Source organism: Pseudomonas sp. P7548 (genome assembly GCF_013386585.1).
In the GTDB taxonomy this organism is placed as follows: domain Bacteria; phylum Pseudomonadota; class Gammaproteobacteria; order Pseudomonadales; family Pseudomonadaceae; genus Aquipseudomonas.
Genome location: NZ_JACARO010000086.1, coordinates 1 through 16275, shown reverse-complemented (window position 1 = coordinate 16275; position 16275 = coordinate 1). Strand labels below are relative to the sequence as shown.

The 16275-nt window shown below is 59.2% G+C and carries 18 protein-coding genes; 3 read left to right on the top strand and 15 right to left on the bottom strand.

The genetic code is table 11. The features are described from left to right. Position 1: 1 nt before the first annotated feature. The 6 genes from pheT to thrS all read right to left on the bottom strand — a co-directional run bounded on the left by pheT (position 2) and on the right by thrS (position 6648). Positions 2-2380: a phenylalanine--tRNA ligase subunit beta gene (pheT, locus tag HX803_RS27695; RefSeq protein WP_178925178.1), complete on the bottom strand. Its 2379-nt coding sequence runs from the start codon at positions 2378-2380 to the stop codon at positions 2-4. A 26-nt stretch (positions 2381-2406) separates the two neighbouring features. Beyond that, positions 2407-3423: a phenylalanine--tRNA ligase subunit alpha gene (gene pheS / locus HX803_RS27690; protein WP_017737822.1), complete on the bottom strand. Its 1017-nt coding sequence runs from the start codon at positions 3421-3423 to the stop codon at positions 2407-2409. Positions 3424-3532: 109 nt separating this feature from the next. Beyond that, the gene (gene rplT / locus HX803_RS27685; RefSeq protein WP_007913489.1) at positions 3533-3889 is read right to left on the bottom strand and encodes a 50S ribosomal protein L20; all 357 of its coding nucleotides are present in this window, start codon (positions 3887-3889) and stop codon (positions 3533-3535) included. A gap of 30 nt (positions 3890-3919) precedes the next feature. Then, on the bottom strand, positions 3920-4114 hold the full coding sequence (rpmI, locus tag HX803_RS27680) for a 50S ribosomal protein L35 (RefSeq protein ID WP_002553160.1): 195 nt from the start codon (positions 4112-4114) through the stop codon (positions 3920-3922). 60 nt (positions 4115-4174) lie between these two features. Further along, complete coding sequence (gene infC, locus HX803_RS27675; protein WP_169850653.1) at positions 4175-4726, bottom strand: translation initiation factor IF-3; 552 nt, start codon at positions 4724-4726, stop codon at positions 4175-4177. Then, positions 4726-6648, bottom strand: a complete 1923-nt coding sequence (gene thrS / locus HX803_RS27670; RefSeq protein ID WP_178925176.1) for a threonine--tRNA ligase — start codon at positions 6646-6648, stop codon at positions 4726-4728. Before thrS ends, infC begins: the two co-directional genes overlap by 1 nt. A 365-nt stretch (positions 6649-7013) precedes the next feature. On the opposite strand from thrS, the gene HX803_RS27665 reads away from it, so the two are divergent. Both HX803_RS27665 and HX803_RS27660 read left to right on the top strand, forming a co-directional pair. Then, positions 7014-7325, top strand: coding sequence for a hypothetical protein (locus HX803_RS27665; protein ID WP_178925269.1), 312 nt, complete (start codon positions 7014-7016; stop codon positions 7323-7325). Between the two features lie 292 nt (positions 7326-7617). Continuing rightward, a complete protein-coding gene (locus tag HX803_RS27660; protein ID WP_003234260.1) occupies positions 7618-7830 on the top strand; it encodes a cold-shock protein in 213 nt (70 codons plus the stop codon). 73 nt (positions 7831-7903) lie between these two features. Here HX803_RS27660 and HX803_RS27655 read toward each other — a convergent pair whose 3' ends face one another. Continuing rightward, positions 7904-8224: an I78 family peptidase inhibitor gene (locus HX803_RS27655; RefSeq protein WP_178925174.1), complete on the bottom strand. Its 321-nt coding sequence runs from the start codon at positions 8222-8224 to the stop codon at positions 7904-7906. Positions 8225-8368: 144 nt separating this feature from the next. Continuing rightward, positions 8369-8677: a hypothetical protein gene (locus HX803_RS27650; protein WP_178925267.1), complete on the bottom strand. Its 309-nt coding sequence runs from the start codon at positions 8675-8677 to the stop codon at positions 8369-8371. A 156-nt stretch (positions 8678-8833) separates the two neighbouring features. On the opposite strand from HX803_RS27650, the gene HX803_RS27645 reads away from it, so the two are divergent. Then, positions 8834-9046, top strand: a complete 213-nt coding sequence (locus HX803_RS27645; protein WP_176998756.1) for a hypothetical protein — start codon at positions 8834-8836, stop codon at positions 9044-9046. Between the two features lie 33 nt (positions 9047-9079). On the opposite strand, the gene HX803_RS27640 is transcribed toward HX803_RS27645, so the two are convergent. Genes HX803_RS27640 through HX803_RS27610 form a run of 7 tightly spaced genes read right to left on the bottom strand, consistent with a single transcriptional unit; the run spans position 9080 to position 16043 of the window. Continuing rightward, positions 9080-10108, bottom strand: coding sequence for a nucleoside hydrolase (locus HX803_RS27640; RefSeq protein WP_178925172.1), 1029 nt, complete (start codon positions 10106-10108; stop codon positions 9080-9082). 25 nt (positions 10109-10133) lie between these two features. Then, positions 10134-10538 (bottom strand): D-ribose pyranase, encoded by a 405-nt coding sequence (gene rbsD / locus HX803_RS27635; RefSeq protein WP_176998754.1) that lies wholly within the window; start codon positions 10536-10538, stop codon positions 10134-10136. After that, positions 10535-11452, bottom strand: coding sequence for a ribokinase (gene rbsK / locus HX803_RS27630; protein ID WP_178925169.1), 918 nt, complete (start codon positions 11450-11452; stop codon positions 10535-10537). Before rbsK ends, rbsD begins: the two co-directional genes overlap by 4 nt. Positions 11453-11475: 23 nt before the next feature. Further along, the gene (locus HX803_RS27625) at positions 11476-12498 is read right to left on the bottom strand and encodes a LacI family DNA-binding transcriptional regulator (protein WP_178925167.1); all 1023 of its coding nucleotides are present in this window, start codon (positions 12496-12498) and stop codon (positions 11476-11478) included. 3 nt (positions 12499-12501) lie between these two features. Further along, positions 12502-13479, bottom strand: coding sequence for an ABC transporter permease (locus HX803_RS27620; RefSeq protein WP_176998751.1), 978 nt, complete (start codon positions 13477-13479; stop codon positions 12502-12504). Beyond that, positions 13476-15029 (bottom strand): sugar ABC transporter ATP-binding protein, encoded by a 1554-nt coding sequence (locus HX803_RS27615; protein ID WP_176998750.1) that lies wholly within the window; start codon positions 15027-15029, stop codon positions 13476-13478. Before HX803_RS27615 ends, HX803_RS27620 begins: the two co-directional genes overlap by 4 nt. 57 nt (positions 15030-15086) lie before the next feature. Beyond that, on the bottom strand, positions 15087-16043 hold the full coding sequence (locus tag HX803_RS27610) for a sugar ABC transporter substrate-binding protein (RefSeq protein WP_178925165.1): 957 nt from the start codon (positions 16041-16043) through the stop codon (positions 15087-15089). Between the last annotated feature and the right edge of the window lie 232 nt (positions 16044-16275).

Below are 16275 nucleotides of genomic sequence, written 5' to 3'. Positions count from 1 at the left end.
GTCACTTCCTTAACGTGGCGTTCAACCTTTGTTCGAGCGAGGTGAGGATATTCTGTGTCGTGGTATTCACCTCATCGTCATTAAGAGTGCGCGATGGATGCTGCCAGGTCAAGCCAACTGCAAGGCTTTTTCTATGCGGATCAATGCCTTTACCCTGATAGACGTCAAATAGCCTGAGGTCTGTCAGCCATTCCCCTGCATTTTCACGGATTACATCCAGAACGGCAGTGGCAGCCACTTCACGGTCGGCAATCAGCGCGAGGTCACGACGCACTTCAGGGAAGCGCGACAACTCGCTGAATTTAGGCATCTTGCCCGACGCGACTTCAGCCAAGACTAGCTCAAAAACGAAGACCGGGCGGTCCAGGCCGAGGGTTTTCGACAGCTCAGGGTGAATGGCGCCGACAAAGCCCACCAAACGACCTTCACGCTCGATACGCGCAGTCTGGCCAGGGTGCAACGCTGGGTGGCTGCCAGGCAGGAAAGTAAAGGCATCCAAGGCACCGGCGAAGCCCAGCACCGCTTCCACGTCTGCCTTGACGTCGAAGAAGTCCACCGCATCGCGACCTTGCGCCCAGCCTTCCGGCAGGCGGCTACCGCACACCACGCCCGCCAGCATCGGCTCTTGCTTCAGGCCGTCCAGTTGACCGACAAAACGCAGGCCGCTTTCGAACATGCGCACGCGGTCTTGCTGACGGTTCAGGTTGTGGGACAGGGCCTTCACCAAGCCTGGCCACAGCGACGAACGCATCGCAGCCATGTCATTGGAGATCGGGTTGGCCAGCAACAGCGGCTCGACGCCCGGGTTGAACAGTTCGAACTGCTTGGGATCGATGAAGCTGTAGGTCACCGCTTCCTGGTAACCACGGGCTACCAGCAGGCGACGCAGCTCAGGCAGGTGCGCACGCGCTTCGGCCTTGGGTTGCGGTGCCAGACGTGCTTGCGGGTAACGAACCGGCAGGCGGTTGTAGCCATACAGACGGGCCAGTTCTTCGATCAGGTCGACTTCCAGGCTGATATCGAAGCGATGGCTTGGCACTTCAACGTGCCACTGCCCTTCCCCGCCGGCAGTGATACCCAGGCCGAGGGCGGACAACAGTTGCTCGATTTCAGCCGGCTCGATCACCAGGCCGAGCATCTGCTCTACGCTCTTGGCGCGCAGGGTGATCGGCGCAACGGACGGCAGGTGCTGCTCGCTGACGGTTTCAGTGATCGGGCCGGCTTCGCCACCGGTGATTTCCAGCAGCAGGCCAGTGGCGCGCTCCATGGCTTCACGGGCCAGCTTCCAGTCCACGCCACGCTCATAGCGGTGCGACGCATCGGTGTGCAGGCCGTAGGAGCGGGCCTTGCCAGCGATGGCGATCTGGTCGAAGAACGCGCTCTCAAGGAAAATGTCGCGAGTGGTGTCGGACACACCGCTGTGCTCGCCCCCCATGACACCGGCAATCGCCAGGGCACGGGAATGGTCGGCGATCACCAGGGTGTCGGCGCGCAGGCTGACTTCCTGGCCGTCGAGCAGCACCAGCTTCTCGCCTTCTTCGGCCATGCGCACGCGGATGCCACCGTTGATTTCGGCGAGATCGAAGGCGTGCAGCGGTTGACCCAGCTCCAGCATCACGTAGTTGGTGATGTCGACGGCCGCATCGATGCTGCGCACGTCGGCGCGACGCAGACGTTCAACCATCCACAGCGGGGTTGGCTTGGACAGGTCGACGTTACGGATCACACGACCCAGGTAACGTGGGCAGGCGTTTGGCGCCAGCACTTCAATCGGGCGCACTTCGTCGTGCACCGCAGGCACGGCCGCAACGACCGGGCGGGTGACCGGGGCGTTGTACAGCGCGCCCACTTCACGGGCCAAGCCGGCCAGGGACAGGCAGTCGCCGCGGTTCGGGGTCAGGTCGACCTCGATGCTGGCATCTTCCAGCTCCAGGTAAACGCGGATGTCCTGGCCCACGGGCGCATCGGCCGGCAGCTCCATCAGGCCATCATTGCCCTCGCCCACTTGCAGCTCGGCCTGGGAGCACAGCATGCCGTTGGACTCAACGCCACGCAGCTTGGCTTTCTTGATCTTGAAGTCGCCTGGCAACTCGGCACCGATCATGGCGAACGGGATTTTCAGGCCCGGGCGCACATTGGGCGCTCCGCACACGACCTGGAAGGTTTCCGCGCCATTGCTGACCTGGCACACACGCAACTTATCGGCATCGGGGTGTTGCTCGGTGCTCAGCACTTCGCCCACTACCACACCACTGAAAACACCAGCGGCCGGGGTAACGCTATCGACCTCAAGACCGGCCATCGACAGACGAGCGACCAGCTCGTCGCGACCTACCTGCGGGCTTACCCAGCCACGCAGCCATTGTTCACTGAATTTCATCCTGCTCTCCTAAAGGTTCGTTACGACTAGCGAAATTGCGCGAGGAACCGCAAGTCGTTGTCGAAGAACAGACGCAAGTCGTTCACGCCGTAACGCAGCATGGCCAGACGCTCAACGCCCATGCCGAAGGCAAAGCCCGAGAATTCTTCCGGGTCGATTCCGGACATGCGCAGCACGTTCGGGTGAACCATGCCGCAGCCCATCACTTCCAGCCAGCCGGTTTGCTTGCACACGCGGCAGCCTTTGCCGCTGCACATCACGCATTCCATATCCACTTCAGCGGATGGCTCGGTGAACGGGAAGAACGATGGACGGAAACGCACCGCCAGCTCTTTCTCGAAGAACACGCGAAGAAACTCTTCGATGGTGCCCTTGAGGTCGGCGAAGTTGATGTCGCGATCAACCAGCAGGCCTTCGACCTGGTGGAACATCGGCGAGTGGGTGATATCGGAGTCGCTGCGGTACACACGGCCTGGGCAGACGATGCGGATCGGCGGCTTGTTCGCTTCCATGGTGCGGACCTGTACCGGCGAGGTATGGGTGCGCAACAGCATGTTCGCGTTGAAATAGAAGGTGTCGTGCATCGACCGGGCCGGGTGGTGGCCAGGGATGTTGAGCGCCTCGAAGTTGTGATAGTCGTCTTCGACCTCAGGGCCCTCGGCAATGCCGTAGCCAATGTGGGTGAAGAACTGCTCGATACGTTCCAGAGTCCGGGTGATCGGATGCAGGCCGCCCGAGGCCTGGCCACGGCCAGGCAGGGTTACGTCAATGGACTCGGCGGCGAGTTTGGCCGCGAGATCGGCCTCCTCCATCGTCGCCTTGCGCGCATTGAGAACCTCTGTGACACGCTCCTTGGCGACGTTGATCAGCGCACCGACTTGCGGACGCTCTTCAGCCGGCAAATTCCCCAGGGTCTTCATCACCTGAGTCAATTCACCCTTTTTGCCAAGGTAGTGAACCCGGATTTGCTCCAGGGCATTGATATCTTCAGCGCTTTGCACAGCCTCAAGAGCTTGAGCGACGAGCGCGTCCAGGTTTTCCATGTACAGACTCCAGATACAAAATAGGGGAAGAGCTTGAAGGCTCTTCCCCTATTTATGACGTTTACCACCCTGGACTGCAGGAGCAACCCAGAATGACTGTCGGGGGTACTTAAGCCAAGGTGGCTTTAGCTTTCTCGACAATCGCGGCAAACACCGCTTTTTCGTTCACTGCCAGATCAGCCAGAACCTTACGGTCGATCTCGATGGACGCTTTTTTCAGGCCAGCGATGAAACGGCTGTAGGACAGACCGTTAACACGTGCACCAGCGTTGATACGAGCGATCCACAGAGCGCGGAACTGACGTTTTTTCTGACGACGGTCACGGTAGGCGTATTGGCCTGCCTTGATTACCGCTTGCTTGGCAACACGGAATACGCGTGAACGCGCGCCGTAGTAGCCTTTAGCAAGTTTCAGAATTTTTTTGTGACGTTTACGGGCAATGACGCCACGCTTTACACGAGCCATGAGTTACTTCCTCTATTCTTGATCCAAAAATTAACGAAGGCGCAGCATGCGCTCGACTTTTGCCACGTCAGACGGATGCAGCAAGCTGCTACCGCGCAGTTGACGCTTACGCTTGGTCGACATTTTGGTCAGGATGTGGCTCTTGAAAGCGTGCTTGTGCTTGATACCGTTAGCAGTTTTCAGAAACCGCTTAGCAGCACCACTTTTAGTCTTCATCTTTGGCATGTTCGGATACTCCGCATTCAGTTGATAAACATAATCAGAAGGCCTGCCGTGCCCTGTTGATTACTTCTTCTTTTTCGGGGCGATGACCATGATCAGCTGGCGTCCTTCCATCTTAGGATGCTGCTCGACGGAACCGTACTCCAGCAGGTCAGCTTCAACCCGCTTGAGGAGTTCCATCCCCAGCTCCTGGTGGGCCATCTCACGGCCGCGGAATCGCAAGGATACCTTGGCCCTGTCCCCATCACTCAGGAAACGTACCAGGTTGCGCAGTTTTACCTGGTAATCCCCTTCCTCCGTCCCTGGACGAAACTTGATTTCTTTTACTTGAATCTGCTTTTGGTTCTTCTTCGCCGCAGCAATCTGCTTCTTCTTTTCGAAGATCGACTTGCCGTAGTCCATCACCCGGCAAACAGGCGGGACTGCGTCGGCGGAGATTTCCACCAGGTCCAACTTGGACTCTTCAGCGATACGAAGCGCTTCATCAATCGAGACGATGCCAATCTGCTCGCCGTCAGCGCCAATTAACCGAACCTCGCGTGCCGAGATATTCTCGTTGATCGGGGCTTTCGGTGCAGCTCGTTTATCTTGTCTCATTTCACGCTTAATAATAATTACTCCGAATCTGGGCGACCACGCCGGGAAACCGCTTGCGCGAGGAACTCAGCGAACTGGGCGACGGGCATCGAGCCCAGGTCAGCACCTTCACGAGTACGCACAGCGACAGTCTGCATCTCGACTTCCCGATCTCCGATAACCAAAAGATAGGGAACCTTGAGCAAAGTATGCTCGCGGATTTTAAAGCCGATCTTTTCATTTCTCAAGTCGGACTTGGCACGAAACCCGCTTTCGTTGAGAGTTTTTTCAACTTCAGCGGCAAAATCTGCCTGTTTATCAGTGATATTCATGATCACTGCCTGGGTCGGAGCCAACCACGCAGGGAATGCACCCTCGTAGTGCTCGATCAGGATCCCGACGAACCGCTCGAACGAACCGAGGATCGCCCGGTGCAGCATAACCGGGTGTTTGCGGCTGTTGTCTTCGGACACGTATTCGGCGCCCAGACGGATCGGCAGGTTAAAATCGAGCTGCAGGGTACCACACTGCCAGACACGACCAAGGCAATCTTTCAACGAGAACTCGATCTTCGGACCGTAGAAAGCACCCTCACCCGGCTGCAGGTCGTACGCAAGGCCCGCGCTGTCAAGCGCTGCGGCCAGTGCCGATTCGGCGCGATCCCACAGCTCGTCGGAACCGACGCGCTTTTCCGGACGAGTGGACAGCTTCATTTCGACTTCGGTAAAGCCGAAATCGCGGTAGACATCCATGGTCAGCTTGATGAACGCAGCAGACTCGGCCTGCATCTGCTCTTCGGTGCAGAAGATGTGGGCATCGTCCTGGGTGAAGCCGCGTACACGCATGATGCCGTGCAACGCACCCGATGGCTCGTTGCGGTGGCAGGCACCAAACTCGGCCAGGCGCATCGGCAACTCGCGGTAGCTTTTCAGGCCCTGGTTGAACACCTGCACGTGGCATGGGCAGTTCATGGGCTTGATGGCGTAGTCGCGGTTTTCCGACTGGGTGGTGAACATGTTGTCGGCGTAGTTGGCCCAGTGCCCGGATTTCTCCCACAGGCTACGGTCAACAACCTGCGGAGTCTTGATCTCCAGGTAGCCGTTGTCGCGCTGAACCTTGCGCATGTACTGCTCAAGCACCTGGTACAGGGTCCAGCCGTTCGGATGCCAGAACACCATGCCCGGCGCTTCTTCCTGGAGGTGGAACAGGTTCAGGCGCTTGCCGATCTTGCGGTGGTCGCGCTTCTCGGCTTCTTCGATGCGCTGGATGTAGGCAGCCAGCTGCTTCTTGTCAGCCCAGGCAGTACCGTAGATGCGCTGCAGTTGCTCGTTCTTTGCATCGCCACGCCAATAGGCGCCGGACAGCTTGGTCAGCTTGAACGACTTGAGGAAGCGCGTGTTCGGCACGTGCGGGCCACGGCACATGTCGACATATTCTTCGTGGTAGTACAGGCCCATGGCCTGCTCGTCCGGCATGTCTTCCACCAGGCGCAGCTTGTAGTCTTCGCCACGGGCGGTGAATACGTCGATCACTTCGGCGCGCGGCGTGACTTTCTTGATCACGTCGTAATCTTTTTCGATCAGCTGATGCATACGCTGCTCGATCGCCGCCAGGTCGTCCGGCGTGAAAGGACGCTCATAGGCGATGTCGTAATAGAAGCCTTCTTCGATGACCGGGCCGATCACCATTTTCGCGGTCGGATACAGCTGCTTGACCGCGTGGCCAATCAGGTGAGCGCAAGAGTGGCGAATGATCTCCAGCCCCTCTTGGTCCTTGGGCGTGATGATCTGCAGGCTGGCATCGGTGGTGATCAGGTCGCTGGCATCGACCAGCTTGCCGTCGACCTTGCCGGCCACGGTGGCCTTGGCCAGGCCAGCACCAATGGATGCGGCGACATCGGCTACGGAAACCGCATGATCGAATGAACGTTGACTGCCGTCGGGAAGAGTAATAGTTGGCATGGCGCCTCCTCTCCTAGTGGTGACCCCTACCAAAGGTCACGTGGGTTGGGATGAGCCAGTACAAGATCCAATACCAGGCCGTTCAGTGATGAACGCCTGCCTTACAGCGGCAGGAGCCTTTCGGCCAACCGATAATCGAACCAGAGTGACTGGAGTGAGCTAAAAAGAACATGGCAAGGCGGCAAATGGCGCGCCTGGAAATAGCCAGGTCGACGATGCTAGCACAGATGAACGGTCGTCGGGCTTGCGCCATGTTATGTAATTACAAATTAGTCGTTGAAGCGGGGAAAGTGAACTTGAGCTGTACGCCACCCCTCAAACCCATCGAGAATTGCCGTTCGTCCTCACGACCTTAGGAGCATTTAATTATGCGTTTTTCCTCGACCTTCGCTCTTGCAGCATCCCTCACCCTCCTCTCCCTTGGCGCACAAGCCGCCGCCCCCTCAAACTGGCCTGCCGGCGCCCGCGATAGCTTCGTCAAGGATTGCAGCGCAGCAGCCCAGCAGAACGTCGACGCCAAAACCGCCAAAGACCATTGCGAATGTGGCGCCGACAAGATCAACGCCGAACTGACCACGGCGGAAATCACGGAGCTCATGAAAAACCCGAACGCCAGCCCAGCGCTCAAAAACAAAGCGGTCGCGGCGATTTCGTCCTGCAAAGTCGTAAAGAAATAAGCAGCCGCATCACTGTTCAGACGGTCGTTTCACTGAAAAAACACCCTGAAAACTGCCATTTCTCACAAATTACGCAGCTTTTACGGCTTTTTTTAACAGCTGATATTTCGCTCCAAAGCCCCGTAGATCGGGGCTTTCAGCCGATCGACGCACTAAACGCAACGCTATTGATTAGCAAACAATGCCTTGGGGGGGCTCCCAAGCCGAACATTTCGACTATGATAGCCCGGTGTGCCCAGTTGGCCTGAGCAGCACAGCACTACTGAAAATATATGTTTCTTGGAGATACACCATGTCTAATCGCCAAACCGGCACCGTTAAATGGTTCAACGATGAAAAAGGCTTCGGCTTCATCACTCCTCAAGGTGGCGGTGACGACCTGTTCGTACACTTCAAAGCTATCGAAAGCGACGGTTTCAAAAGCCTGAAAGAAGGCCAAACCGTTTCCTTCGTGGCTGAGAAAGGCCAAAAGGGTATGCAAGCTGCACAGGTTCGCGGCGAGTAATTCTCCGCTGAGCTAAAAAAACCCCGTCCATGTGACGGGGTTTTTTATGGGTGCTGCAAAAGCCTTGAAGCTATCAGCCGCAATTGACCCGCGTGATCACCAGGTTGTCGTCGGTGTTCAGGTTCAGGCGGTCGGAGCGGTATTCCAGGGTAATCATGTCGTTTGGCTTGAGAATCCGTGCGTTCTGCGCACCGGCACGGGTACGCGCCTGCTCCAGCAACTGGGGCGAGGCCTTCTGGCCGATTGCAAACTCGGCAGCTTTCGACTCACAGCGGGTATGAGCGACGTCAGCTGCGGCGGTTGCTTTGCCTGGCTCAGAGGCACCCGGGGTGCTGCAACCCGCCAACGCGAGTGCTGCCAACAAAGTACCGAATGATGCGAGCTTCCAAGGCATGAAGCCTCCTATGATAAAAAATGGACAGAGATCGTGCGACAGCGATATGACGGATTGGTTTCAAGACGTAAACCGCCGCAGGGCAAGTCTGCCCTACTCTCCAGCGGCATTCGCCCGATCAATCGTCACCAGATATGAACGCACTCAGTAGATATCGATGTAGTCGGACGAAGGCTTTGGCCAGTTCTGCTTCAGCGCATTGAAAATCTGGGTGACCCAGACCTCATCACTGGCAGCCACGTTACCGACGTAGCCTGAGCCCTTGGCCCAGGTCTCCAGGCGAAACAGCAGCCCTTCGATCTCGACGCCGCCCACCGCCCTGCCAGAAGAGAGATAAGCGATCCCGGCCTTGGTCACCCGCAACTGGGCATGTTCATCGTCACTGGCACTGGCAATCAACTGGCGCACTGTTGCCAAAGTCAGGTTTTCGGGGTTGTTCAAATCGATCTGCACGTGGTCATCCCCGGCAATTAAACAGGGCATCAGTGTCGCATAGCCCTTCCTTCATGCCTAAGTAGCAGTGCCAAACGCGGCGCAAAATGGTTAACTGCGCCGGCAAGAACCGCGTTCCAGCGCACTACCCAGTACTTTCAACACCGCGAGACAGCCATGAGCACTGTAACCCTCCAAGCCGATATCAAAGCCAAGTGGCCCCAAGGGCAAAGCTCCTACAGCCCCGGAAGCCCGGAAGAATTGGCAATCATCGGCATCGACCTGCTGGTCAAGGAATTGGGCACCCAAGCGGCGCAAGCCTTTATCGGCCAGGTATTCGAAAAATACCCGGCCGATCACATGGGCGCACACGACCCCGAGCGGGAATAAGAACCGGTCGACGAGCGTCGACCGGCAAACACCTTACTTCAAGCGTGCCAGGCGCTCAGTCAGCAGATCGAAGAAGCCCTGAGCGTCACCATTCTCGACCCAGAACACATTCTTTTCCTGCTTCAGGCCGTCGTACCAGTCGACGATGGTCTGACCGAACGTCGGGCCTTCGCGGCTATCGACCACCATATTGGCCTGACGGCCGCTGAACAGCGAAGGCTTGAGCAGATACGCAATCACCGTGGCATCGTGCACCGGGCCGCCGGGGATGCCGTAGTGCTCCATATCGCCTTTGACGTATTCGTTGAGGATATTGCTGACCACCTTGCTCGCGTTGTTGTTGAGATCGGCGATCTTCTTCAAGCGCGTTTCGCTGGTCAGGACCTTGTGGGTCACGTCCAGCGGCAAGTAGGTCAACTTGACGCCACTCTTGAGCACAATCTCGGCCGCAACCGGGTCGGCGAACAGGTTGAATTCAGCCACTGGCGTAATGTTGCCGCCATTGAAGTGCGCACCGCCCATCACCACGACCTCCTTGATACCTTGGGTGATTTCCGGCGCCTGGGTCAGTGCCAGCGCCAGGTTGGTCTGCGGACCGAGCATGGCGATGGTGATGCTATGGGGCTTGGCGCTGCTCAGCGTCTTGATCAGGTAATCAACCGCATTGCCTTCGGCCAGGCCTTTCTTCGGCTCGTGCACGGTAACGCCGGAGATACCTTCCTTGCCGTGGATATTCTCGGCGTAGATCGGCGTGCGCAGCAGCGGCTTGGGCGCGCCGGCGTAGACCGGAATATCTTCGCGCCCTGCCCACTCGCGAGCCAGCCGCGCGTTGCGGGAAGTCTTGTCCAGGCGCACGTTGCCGGCAACAGTGGTCAGCGCTCGAATGTGCAACTCCTCAGGAGAAGCCATGGCAAACAGCAAGGCCACCACATCATCGGCACCCGGGTCGGTGTCGATGATCAGGTCGATTTTTTCCGCCGCATGGGCGCTGGCTGCAGTGAGTGCGGACAAGAGCAGGACACTCCGGAACAGGTTTTTCAGGGTGGGTAGACCACGTTGCATAAAACACTCCTTGTCATGGGTAACGCTAGAAAGTGACGCCGGACACCAGCGCGATGTTGCAATAAGGCTGGCACTCGCCCGTGCGCACGACGGCGCGAGCCTTGCGGCTCAGCTGCTTGAATTCTTCATGGCTGACCAGGCGGCGCTCGCCCAGGGCCGCCTGCTCGGTCAGGGTATTGAGTGCCGCCAGCGCCGGTGGCTGCTTGAGCAGGATCTCCTCGGCCAGCACATGGCTTTCCACCTGCATCTCGCTGAGCACAATGCGCAAGGTGCTGATGAAATCCGGAATACCTTGGGTCAGCGCCAGGTCGATCAACTCGACCCCTGGTGGCACGGGCAGGCCAGCGTCACCGATCACCAGCACATCGCCGTGACCCAGGGATGCGATGACGCGTGACAGCGCAATATTGAGCAATGGTGTCTTTTTCATGAGGGTACAAAACCTTGAACGTCGTGCAGCGTAGGAATAGAGGGTTGCGCACCGGCACGCGTCACTGACAGCGCCGCTGCCACTTGGCCAAATCGGATGGCCTCGGCTTCGCTCTTGCCATTGGCCAGTGCCGCCGCAAAGCCTCCGACAAAGGTGTCACCGGCCGCCGTGGTATCCACAGCCTTGACCTTTGGCGCCACCAGATGCTCGAAGCCCGTGCCATCGGCAAACAGCGCGCCCTGCGCACCCAGGGTGATGATAACTTTGCCGGCGCCGGCCTTGATCAGGTGTGTCGCGGCAACCTTGGCGCTATCAAGGGAGTCCACCGTCACGCCGCTGAGGGCCGTGGCTTCGCTCTCATTGGGGATCAGGTAATCGATCGAGGCATACCAATCGCCGGGCAAAGGGCCACTGGCCGGTGCCGGGTTCAGAATGACCATCTTGCCCAGTTCACGCCCGCGCTTGAGCGCATGGCCAACGGTCTCCATCGGCACTTCAAGCTGGCAGATGATCACATCCGCCGACTGCAGAACGGCGTCCGCAGCGTGCAGGGACTGCGGGGTCAGCTCGCCATTGCTACCGGCCACGATCACGATCGCGTTCTGGCTGCTGTCGTCCACCACGATCAATGCCACGCCGCTGGAGCCCTCCACCGTGGCGACGGCCTGGCAATCAATGCCTTCCACCCGCAGTGCATCGCGCAACTGAGTGCCGTACGCATCAGTACCCACGCGACCGACCATCGCCACCTCGGCCCCCAAACGCGCTGCCGCCACCGCCTGGTTGGCACCCTTGCCGCCAGGCACCGTGGTGAACGTCTGGCCGATCAGGGTTTCACCGGCACGCGGCAACCGGCTGGCACGGGTCACCAGGTCCATGTTCAAGCTGCCTATTACCACTACTTTTGCTGGCATACATCAATACTCATCAATTCGGTTCAGCGGTATTGGGCGAAAACCCCGGCAAACGGTGCCGTGGACTCTCGCAACACAATACTCGGCGTCACGATGCGTTGATCGATCGGCAGTTGGGGGGTTGCAATTCGTTGCAGCAAAAGCTCGGCCGCCGTCTCGCCCAGTTGCACGATCGACTGCCCGACCGTGGTCAGCGCCGGGTACACGTAGCGGCCCATTTGAATATCATCGAAACCGATCACCGACAGCTCGCCCGGCACGCGGATGTTGCGCTCGGCCGCCGCGCGTAACACGCCGAAGCCGATCATGTCGTTACTGGCGAAGATCGCGCTGGGCGGGTTCTGCGCCAATAGCTTCACCGCTGCGGCATAACCACCGGTGCTGGTGAAATCGCTTTCTTCGGTGCGCCCCGCTGCCACTTCCACGCCCGCCTCACGCAGCGCACGGTGATAGCCCGCCAGACGCATCTGCGCCACGCGGGTGTGCCCCGGGCCGCCGATGCAGGCAATGTCCCGGTGGCCAAGCTCAAGCAAATGCCGGGTTGCCAGGTAGGCACCCTCTTCATGGTCGATGCGCACCAGGTCGACATCAATACCGTCCAGTGCCCGGTCGACAATCACCATGGGCGTACGCACCGCGCTCAAGCCGGCCGCGAGGCCGCTGTCGTCACCGCCCACCGAAGTCACGATCAAGCCGTCGATGCGTTTCTCCAGCAACACACGCAAATAGTTGCGCTGCTTTTCAGCGTTGTCGTCGGAGTTGCAAAGGATGACGCAGTAGCCATTGCGCTCGCAGTAATCCTCGATGCCCCGCGCCAGCTCCGCGAAATACGGGTTGAGGCTGTTGGGCACCAACAGGCCGATGGTGGCGGTGGTCTTGGCCTTGAGCGAGCGCGCAACCGCACTCGGCACATAGTCCAGTTGCTTGATCGCCGCCTCGACCTTGATCCGCACAGGCTCGCTGACCGGGCGCGTCTTGTTCACCACATGGGACACCGTGGTGTAGGAAATACCTGCAAGCGCTGCCACATCCTTGATCGTTGCCATGGTTCAGCCTCGCCGACTGGCGCGCTGGCTGCGGTAGGTATCGAGGACCACGGCGATCACGATCACGGCACCGGTAATGATGCGTTTTGTGGGCTCCGTGGCACCGATCTGCGCCAGGCCAGCCGCCAGTACCGAAATAATCAACACACCAAAGAAGGTGCTGATGACCGAACCGCGCCCGCCCATCAGGCTGGTGCCGCCGATCACCACGGCGGCGATCACCTGCAGCTCCAGGCCGGAGCCAGCATTCGGGTCAGCCGCTTCCAAGCGTGAAATCTGGAACAGTGCCGCCACGCCGGCCAGCAGCCCCATCAGGCTGAACACCAGGATCTTGTAGGGCTTGGGATTGATCCCCGCCAGGCGCACGGCCTCTTCGTTGGTGCCGATGCCGATCAGGTAACGACCGAACACCGTACGGGTCAACACCAACTGAGCCGCGATGATCACCAGCAGCGCAATGATAAACGATGGCGAAATGCCGAACGCCACCGGGTTCGACAGCCAGGCGAAGGAATCACCGATGTACGCCGTACGCGAGCCCGTCATCTGGTAAGCGACGCCGCGGGCCATTTCCAGCACGCCGAGGGACACGATAAACGACGGAATCCGCCACGCCACGGTGATCGAACCGGTGATAGTGCCGGCCAATGCCGCACAGCCCATGCCGAGTACAGCGGCCGGCAATACGCTCCAGCCCCAGCCCAGGATCGCCACGCTGACCGCCGACGCAGCCAGTGCCAGCACCGAGCCTACCGACAGGTCGATGCCACCAATGATGAGGATGAACGTCATCCCCACCGCCAACACCATCAGGTCCGGAATCTGGTTGGCGAGGGTGCTGAAAGTGTCATAGGACAGGAAGTGATCGCTGAGCACCGAGAACAGCGCAATCATCGCCAGCAACGCACCCGCCAGCCCAAGATAAGTGCCCAGGCCGTAGAAATTGCCGCCGGTTTTACCAGGGGAAGTTGTTGTTTTCATGGGGTATCCCTAAGCACTGCGTCGTTGAGCAGCGCATCACGTTTCTGATAGCCGGCAAAGGCGGCGGCGAGCAATTCATCCTGGGTCCAGCTGTCGCGCTCGAATGTCTCGATCAAGCGCCCGGCCGAGAGCACACCGATGCGATCGCAGATCAGCATCAGCTCACGCAAGTCACTGGACACCACCACCAGCGCTTTGCCCTGGCGAGTCAGTTCGCCGAGCAAGGCATAAATGTCGAACTTGGCCCCCACGTCGATGCCGCGGGTCGGCTCGTCGAACAGCATCACCGCACAATCACGCTCCAGCCAGCGGCCAATTACGACCTTCTGCTGGTTACCGCCCGACAACTCGGACACCAGTTGGGCCGGGCTCGAACTGCGGATGCGCATGGCATCGATCTGGCGCTTGGCCAACGCTGTTTCATCGCGTGCATTCACTACGCCACCGCCGGAGATTTCCGGCATGTTGCCCAAGGCAATGTTGGCGCTGATGGATTGGGTCAGCAGCAAGCCTTCGCCCTTGCGGTCTTCGGTGATCAGGGCGATGCCATGCCCGACCGCGTCCACCGGCGAACGGATGCTCACCACCTGGGCTGGAGACCCCAGGGCAACGGTGCCGCTGTCTGCCAGGTCAGCACCGAAGATCAGGCGCAGCAATTCAGTGCGTCCGGCGCCGATCAAGCCGGAAATGCCGTAGATCTCGCCAGCACGCACTTCAAAGGACACATCGCGGACCTTGTCCGAGCGGGTCAAGCCTTTCACCGTCAGGGCCGGGCCGCCGATAGTGCGCGGCCCCAGGTCGATCTGCTCACCCAGTTCGCGACCGACCATCAAGGTGACCAGTTGCTCACTGTTGTAATTGGCCATCGGCTCGACACAGACCAGCTTGCCATCACGCAGTACCGCAATGCGCTGGGCGACACGGGCGAGTTCTTCGAGCCGGTGCGAAATATAAATGATCGCCACGCCGCGGGCCTGCAGGCGGGTGATTTGTTCAAACAGCATCTCGACTTCACGGGCGGTCAACATCGCCGTGGGTTCGTCGAGGATCAGCACATGGCAATCGCCAATCAGGTTGCGGGCGATTTCCACCATCTGCTGGTGGCCGATACCCAGGGTGCCGACGAGGGTGTCCGGGTCAATCGCGTCCAGACCGACCTGGGCCATGGCCTCGATGGCGGCCTTGCGCAGTTGCTTGCGGCTGATCCAGCCACAGTGGCTGGGCAGGTTGTCCAGGAACAGGTTTTCAGCCACGGTCAGGGTCGGCAGCAGGTTGAGTTCCTGCATGACCATGCGCACGCCCAGCTCTTCAGCCTGGGTGCGGCTGCCCGGACGGAAGTCCTGGCCATTGAACTGCATGTGCCCGGTGGTGGGCGTGACCAGCCCGCCGATGATCTTCGACAAGGTGCTTTTACCAGCGCCGTTTTCACCGGTCAGCGCCAGCACTTCCCCACGGTTGAGCGTCAGGGTGATGTCGGACAGAACCGGCTGGGCATAGGTCTTGCCGATACCGCTGACCGAGAGGACAGCGTTCGGGGCGGAAGATGACATAGGAAAATCTCCAGGCGCCCGCTCAGGACAAGCGGGCGCTGTTGGGTGCTGCCAGGATTACTTCTTGAGGACGAGTTCGACCGGGGTTTCGATCACGCCGTCTTTGGCATCGACTTTCTCACCCTTGACCAGCTTGAGTGCGTTCTGGATACCGAACACAGCCTGCTGGGCCGCAGCCTGGTCGGCGGTGGCCAGGACACGGCCGTCCTGCAGCATCGGCTTGATGGCTTCGATGTTGTCGTAGCCCACCACCAGCACTTTGCCGGCCTTGCCTGCCGCACGTACGGCAGAAACGGCGCCCAGAGCCATGTTGTCGTTACCGGCCAACAAGGCCTTGAGGTCCGGGTACTCGCTCAGCATGGCGGACGCCACTTTCTGGCCCTGGTCGATCTCCCAGTTACCGGACTGGGTGGAGACGATCTTCATGCCGGCAGCGTCCATCGCATCCTTGTAGCCTGCGGTACGTTGCTGGGCGTTGGTGGTGGTCGGAACGCCTTCGATGATGCCGACCTTGTCCCCCGAGGAAAGCTGCTTGGCCAGGTAATCGCCAACCAGCTTGGAGCCTTTGCGGTTATCCGGGCCTACGAACGGGATGTCGAGGTTTTTGCTTTTGAGCACGTCCGGGTCAAGACGGTTGTCGATGTTGACGACCTTGATACCGGCATCCGAGGCCTTCTTCAGCACGGTGACCAGTGCCTTGGAGTCGGCAGGGGCGATCACGATCGCGTTCACTTTGGCGAGGATCATCTGGTTGACGATATCGATCTGCGCGCTGGTATCGGTTTCGTTCTTGATCCCGTTGGTGATCATGTCGAAATCGGCGGTATGTTCTTTCTGGTACGTCTTGGCACCGTCTTGCATGGTGACAAAGAATTCGTTGGCGAGGGATTTCATGACCAGGCCGACCTTGGGTTTGGCGGCGTCATCGGCAAATGCAGAGGAGAGAGGCAGGGCAGCGGATGCGGCAGCAAGCACAGCGACAGCAAGAAGACGTCCGGCAAATGGCAGCTTCATGGGTTCACTCCGATCTTATGATTATTGTGAGCAACGCTTGCACCGAAGAACGCTTCGGCAGCCGGCCCACCCGGGTGGCTGATACGAGCTGTCACGATACGCCAAGGGTGCATCGTGAAACATCTCGCAAACGTTTGCGTTACACCAAACTATGAGAACCTTGTCGAGATTTGTCAACGGGAGAAAACAGCCTTTCATCCACGCCCTCCCACCCCGGTCCTCGGGCCCCATG

Bases quoted from the DNA above. Each gene is read 5' to 3' on its own strand.
- HX803_RS27625 (WP_178925167.1), bottom strand. From the start codon at position 12,498: ATGGCAACGATCAAGGATGTGGCAGCGCTTGCAGGTATTTCCTACACC.
- HX803_RS27640 (WP_178925172.1), bottom strand. From the start codon at position 10,108: ATGCAACGTGGTCTACCCACCCTGAAAAACCTGTTCCGGAGTGTCCTG.
- rplT (WP_007913489.1), bottom strand. From the start codon at position 3,889: ATGGCTCGTGTAAAGCGTGGCGTCATTGCCCGTAAACGTCACAAAAAA.
- thrS (WP_178925176.1), bottom strand. From the start codon at position 6,648: ATGCCAACTATTACTCTTCCCGACGGCAGTCAACGTTCATTCGATCAT.
- HX803_RS27660 (WP_003234260.1), top strand. From the start codon at position 7,618: ATGTCTAATCGCCAAACCGGCACCGTTAAATGGTTCAACGATGAAAAA.
- HX803_RS27615 (WP_176998750.1), bottom strand. From the start codon at position 15,029: ATGTCATCTTCCGCCCCGAACGCTGTCCTCTCGGTCAGCGGTATCGGC.
- rbsD (WP_176998754.1), bottom strand. From the start codon at position 10,538: ATGAAAAAGACACCATTGCTCAATATTGCGCTGTCACGCGTCATCGCA.
- HX803_RS27620 (WP_176998751.1), bottom strand. From the start codon at position 13,479: ATGAAAACAACAACTTCCCCTGGTAAAACCGGCGGCAATTTCTACGGC.
- HX803_RS27655 (WP_178925174.1), bottom strand. From the start codon at position 8,224: ATGCCTTGGAAGCTCGCATCATTCGGTACTTTGTTGGCAGCACTCGCG.
- pheS (WP_017737822.1), bottom strand. From the start codon at position 3,423: ATGGAAAACCTGGACGCGCTCGTCGCTCAAGCTCTTGAGGCTGTGCAA.
- HX803_RS27610 (WP_178925165.1), bottom strand. From the start codon at position 16,043: ATGAAGCTGCCATTTGCCGGACGTCTTCTTGCTGTCGCTGTGCTTGCT.
- pheT (WP_178925178.1), bottom strand. From the start codon at position 2,380: ATGAAATTCAGTGAACAATGGCTGCGTGGCTGGGTAAGCCCGCAGGTA.
- rpmI (WP_002553160.1), bottom strand. From the start codon at position 4,114: ATGCCAAAGATGAAGACTAAAAGTGGTGCTGCTAAGCGGTTTCTGAAA.
- rbsK (WP_178925169.1), bottom strand. From the start codon at position 11,452: ATGCCAGCAAAAGTAGTGGTAATAGGCAGCTTGAACATGGACCTGGTG.
- HX803_RS27645 (WP_176998756.1), top strand. From the start codon at position 8,834: ATGAGCACTGTAACCCTCCAAGCCGATATCAAAGCCAAGTGGCCCCAA.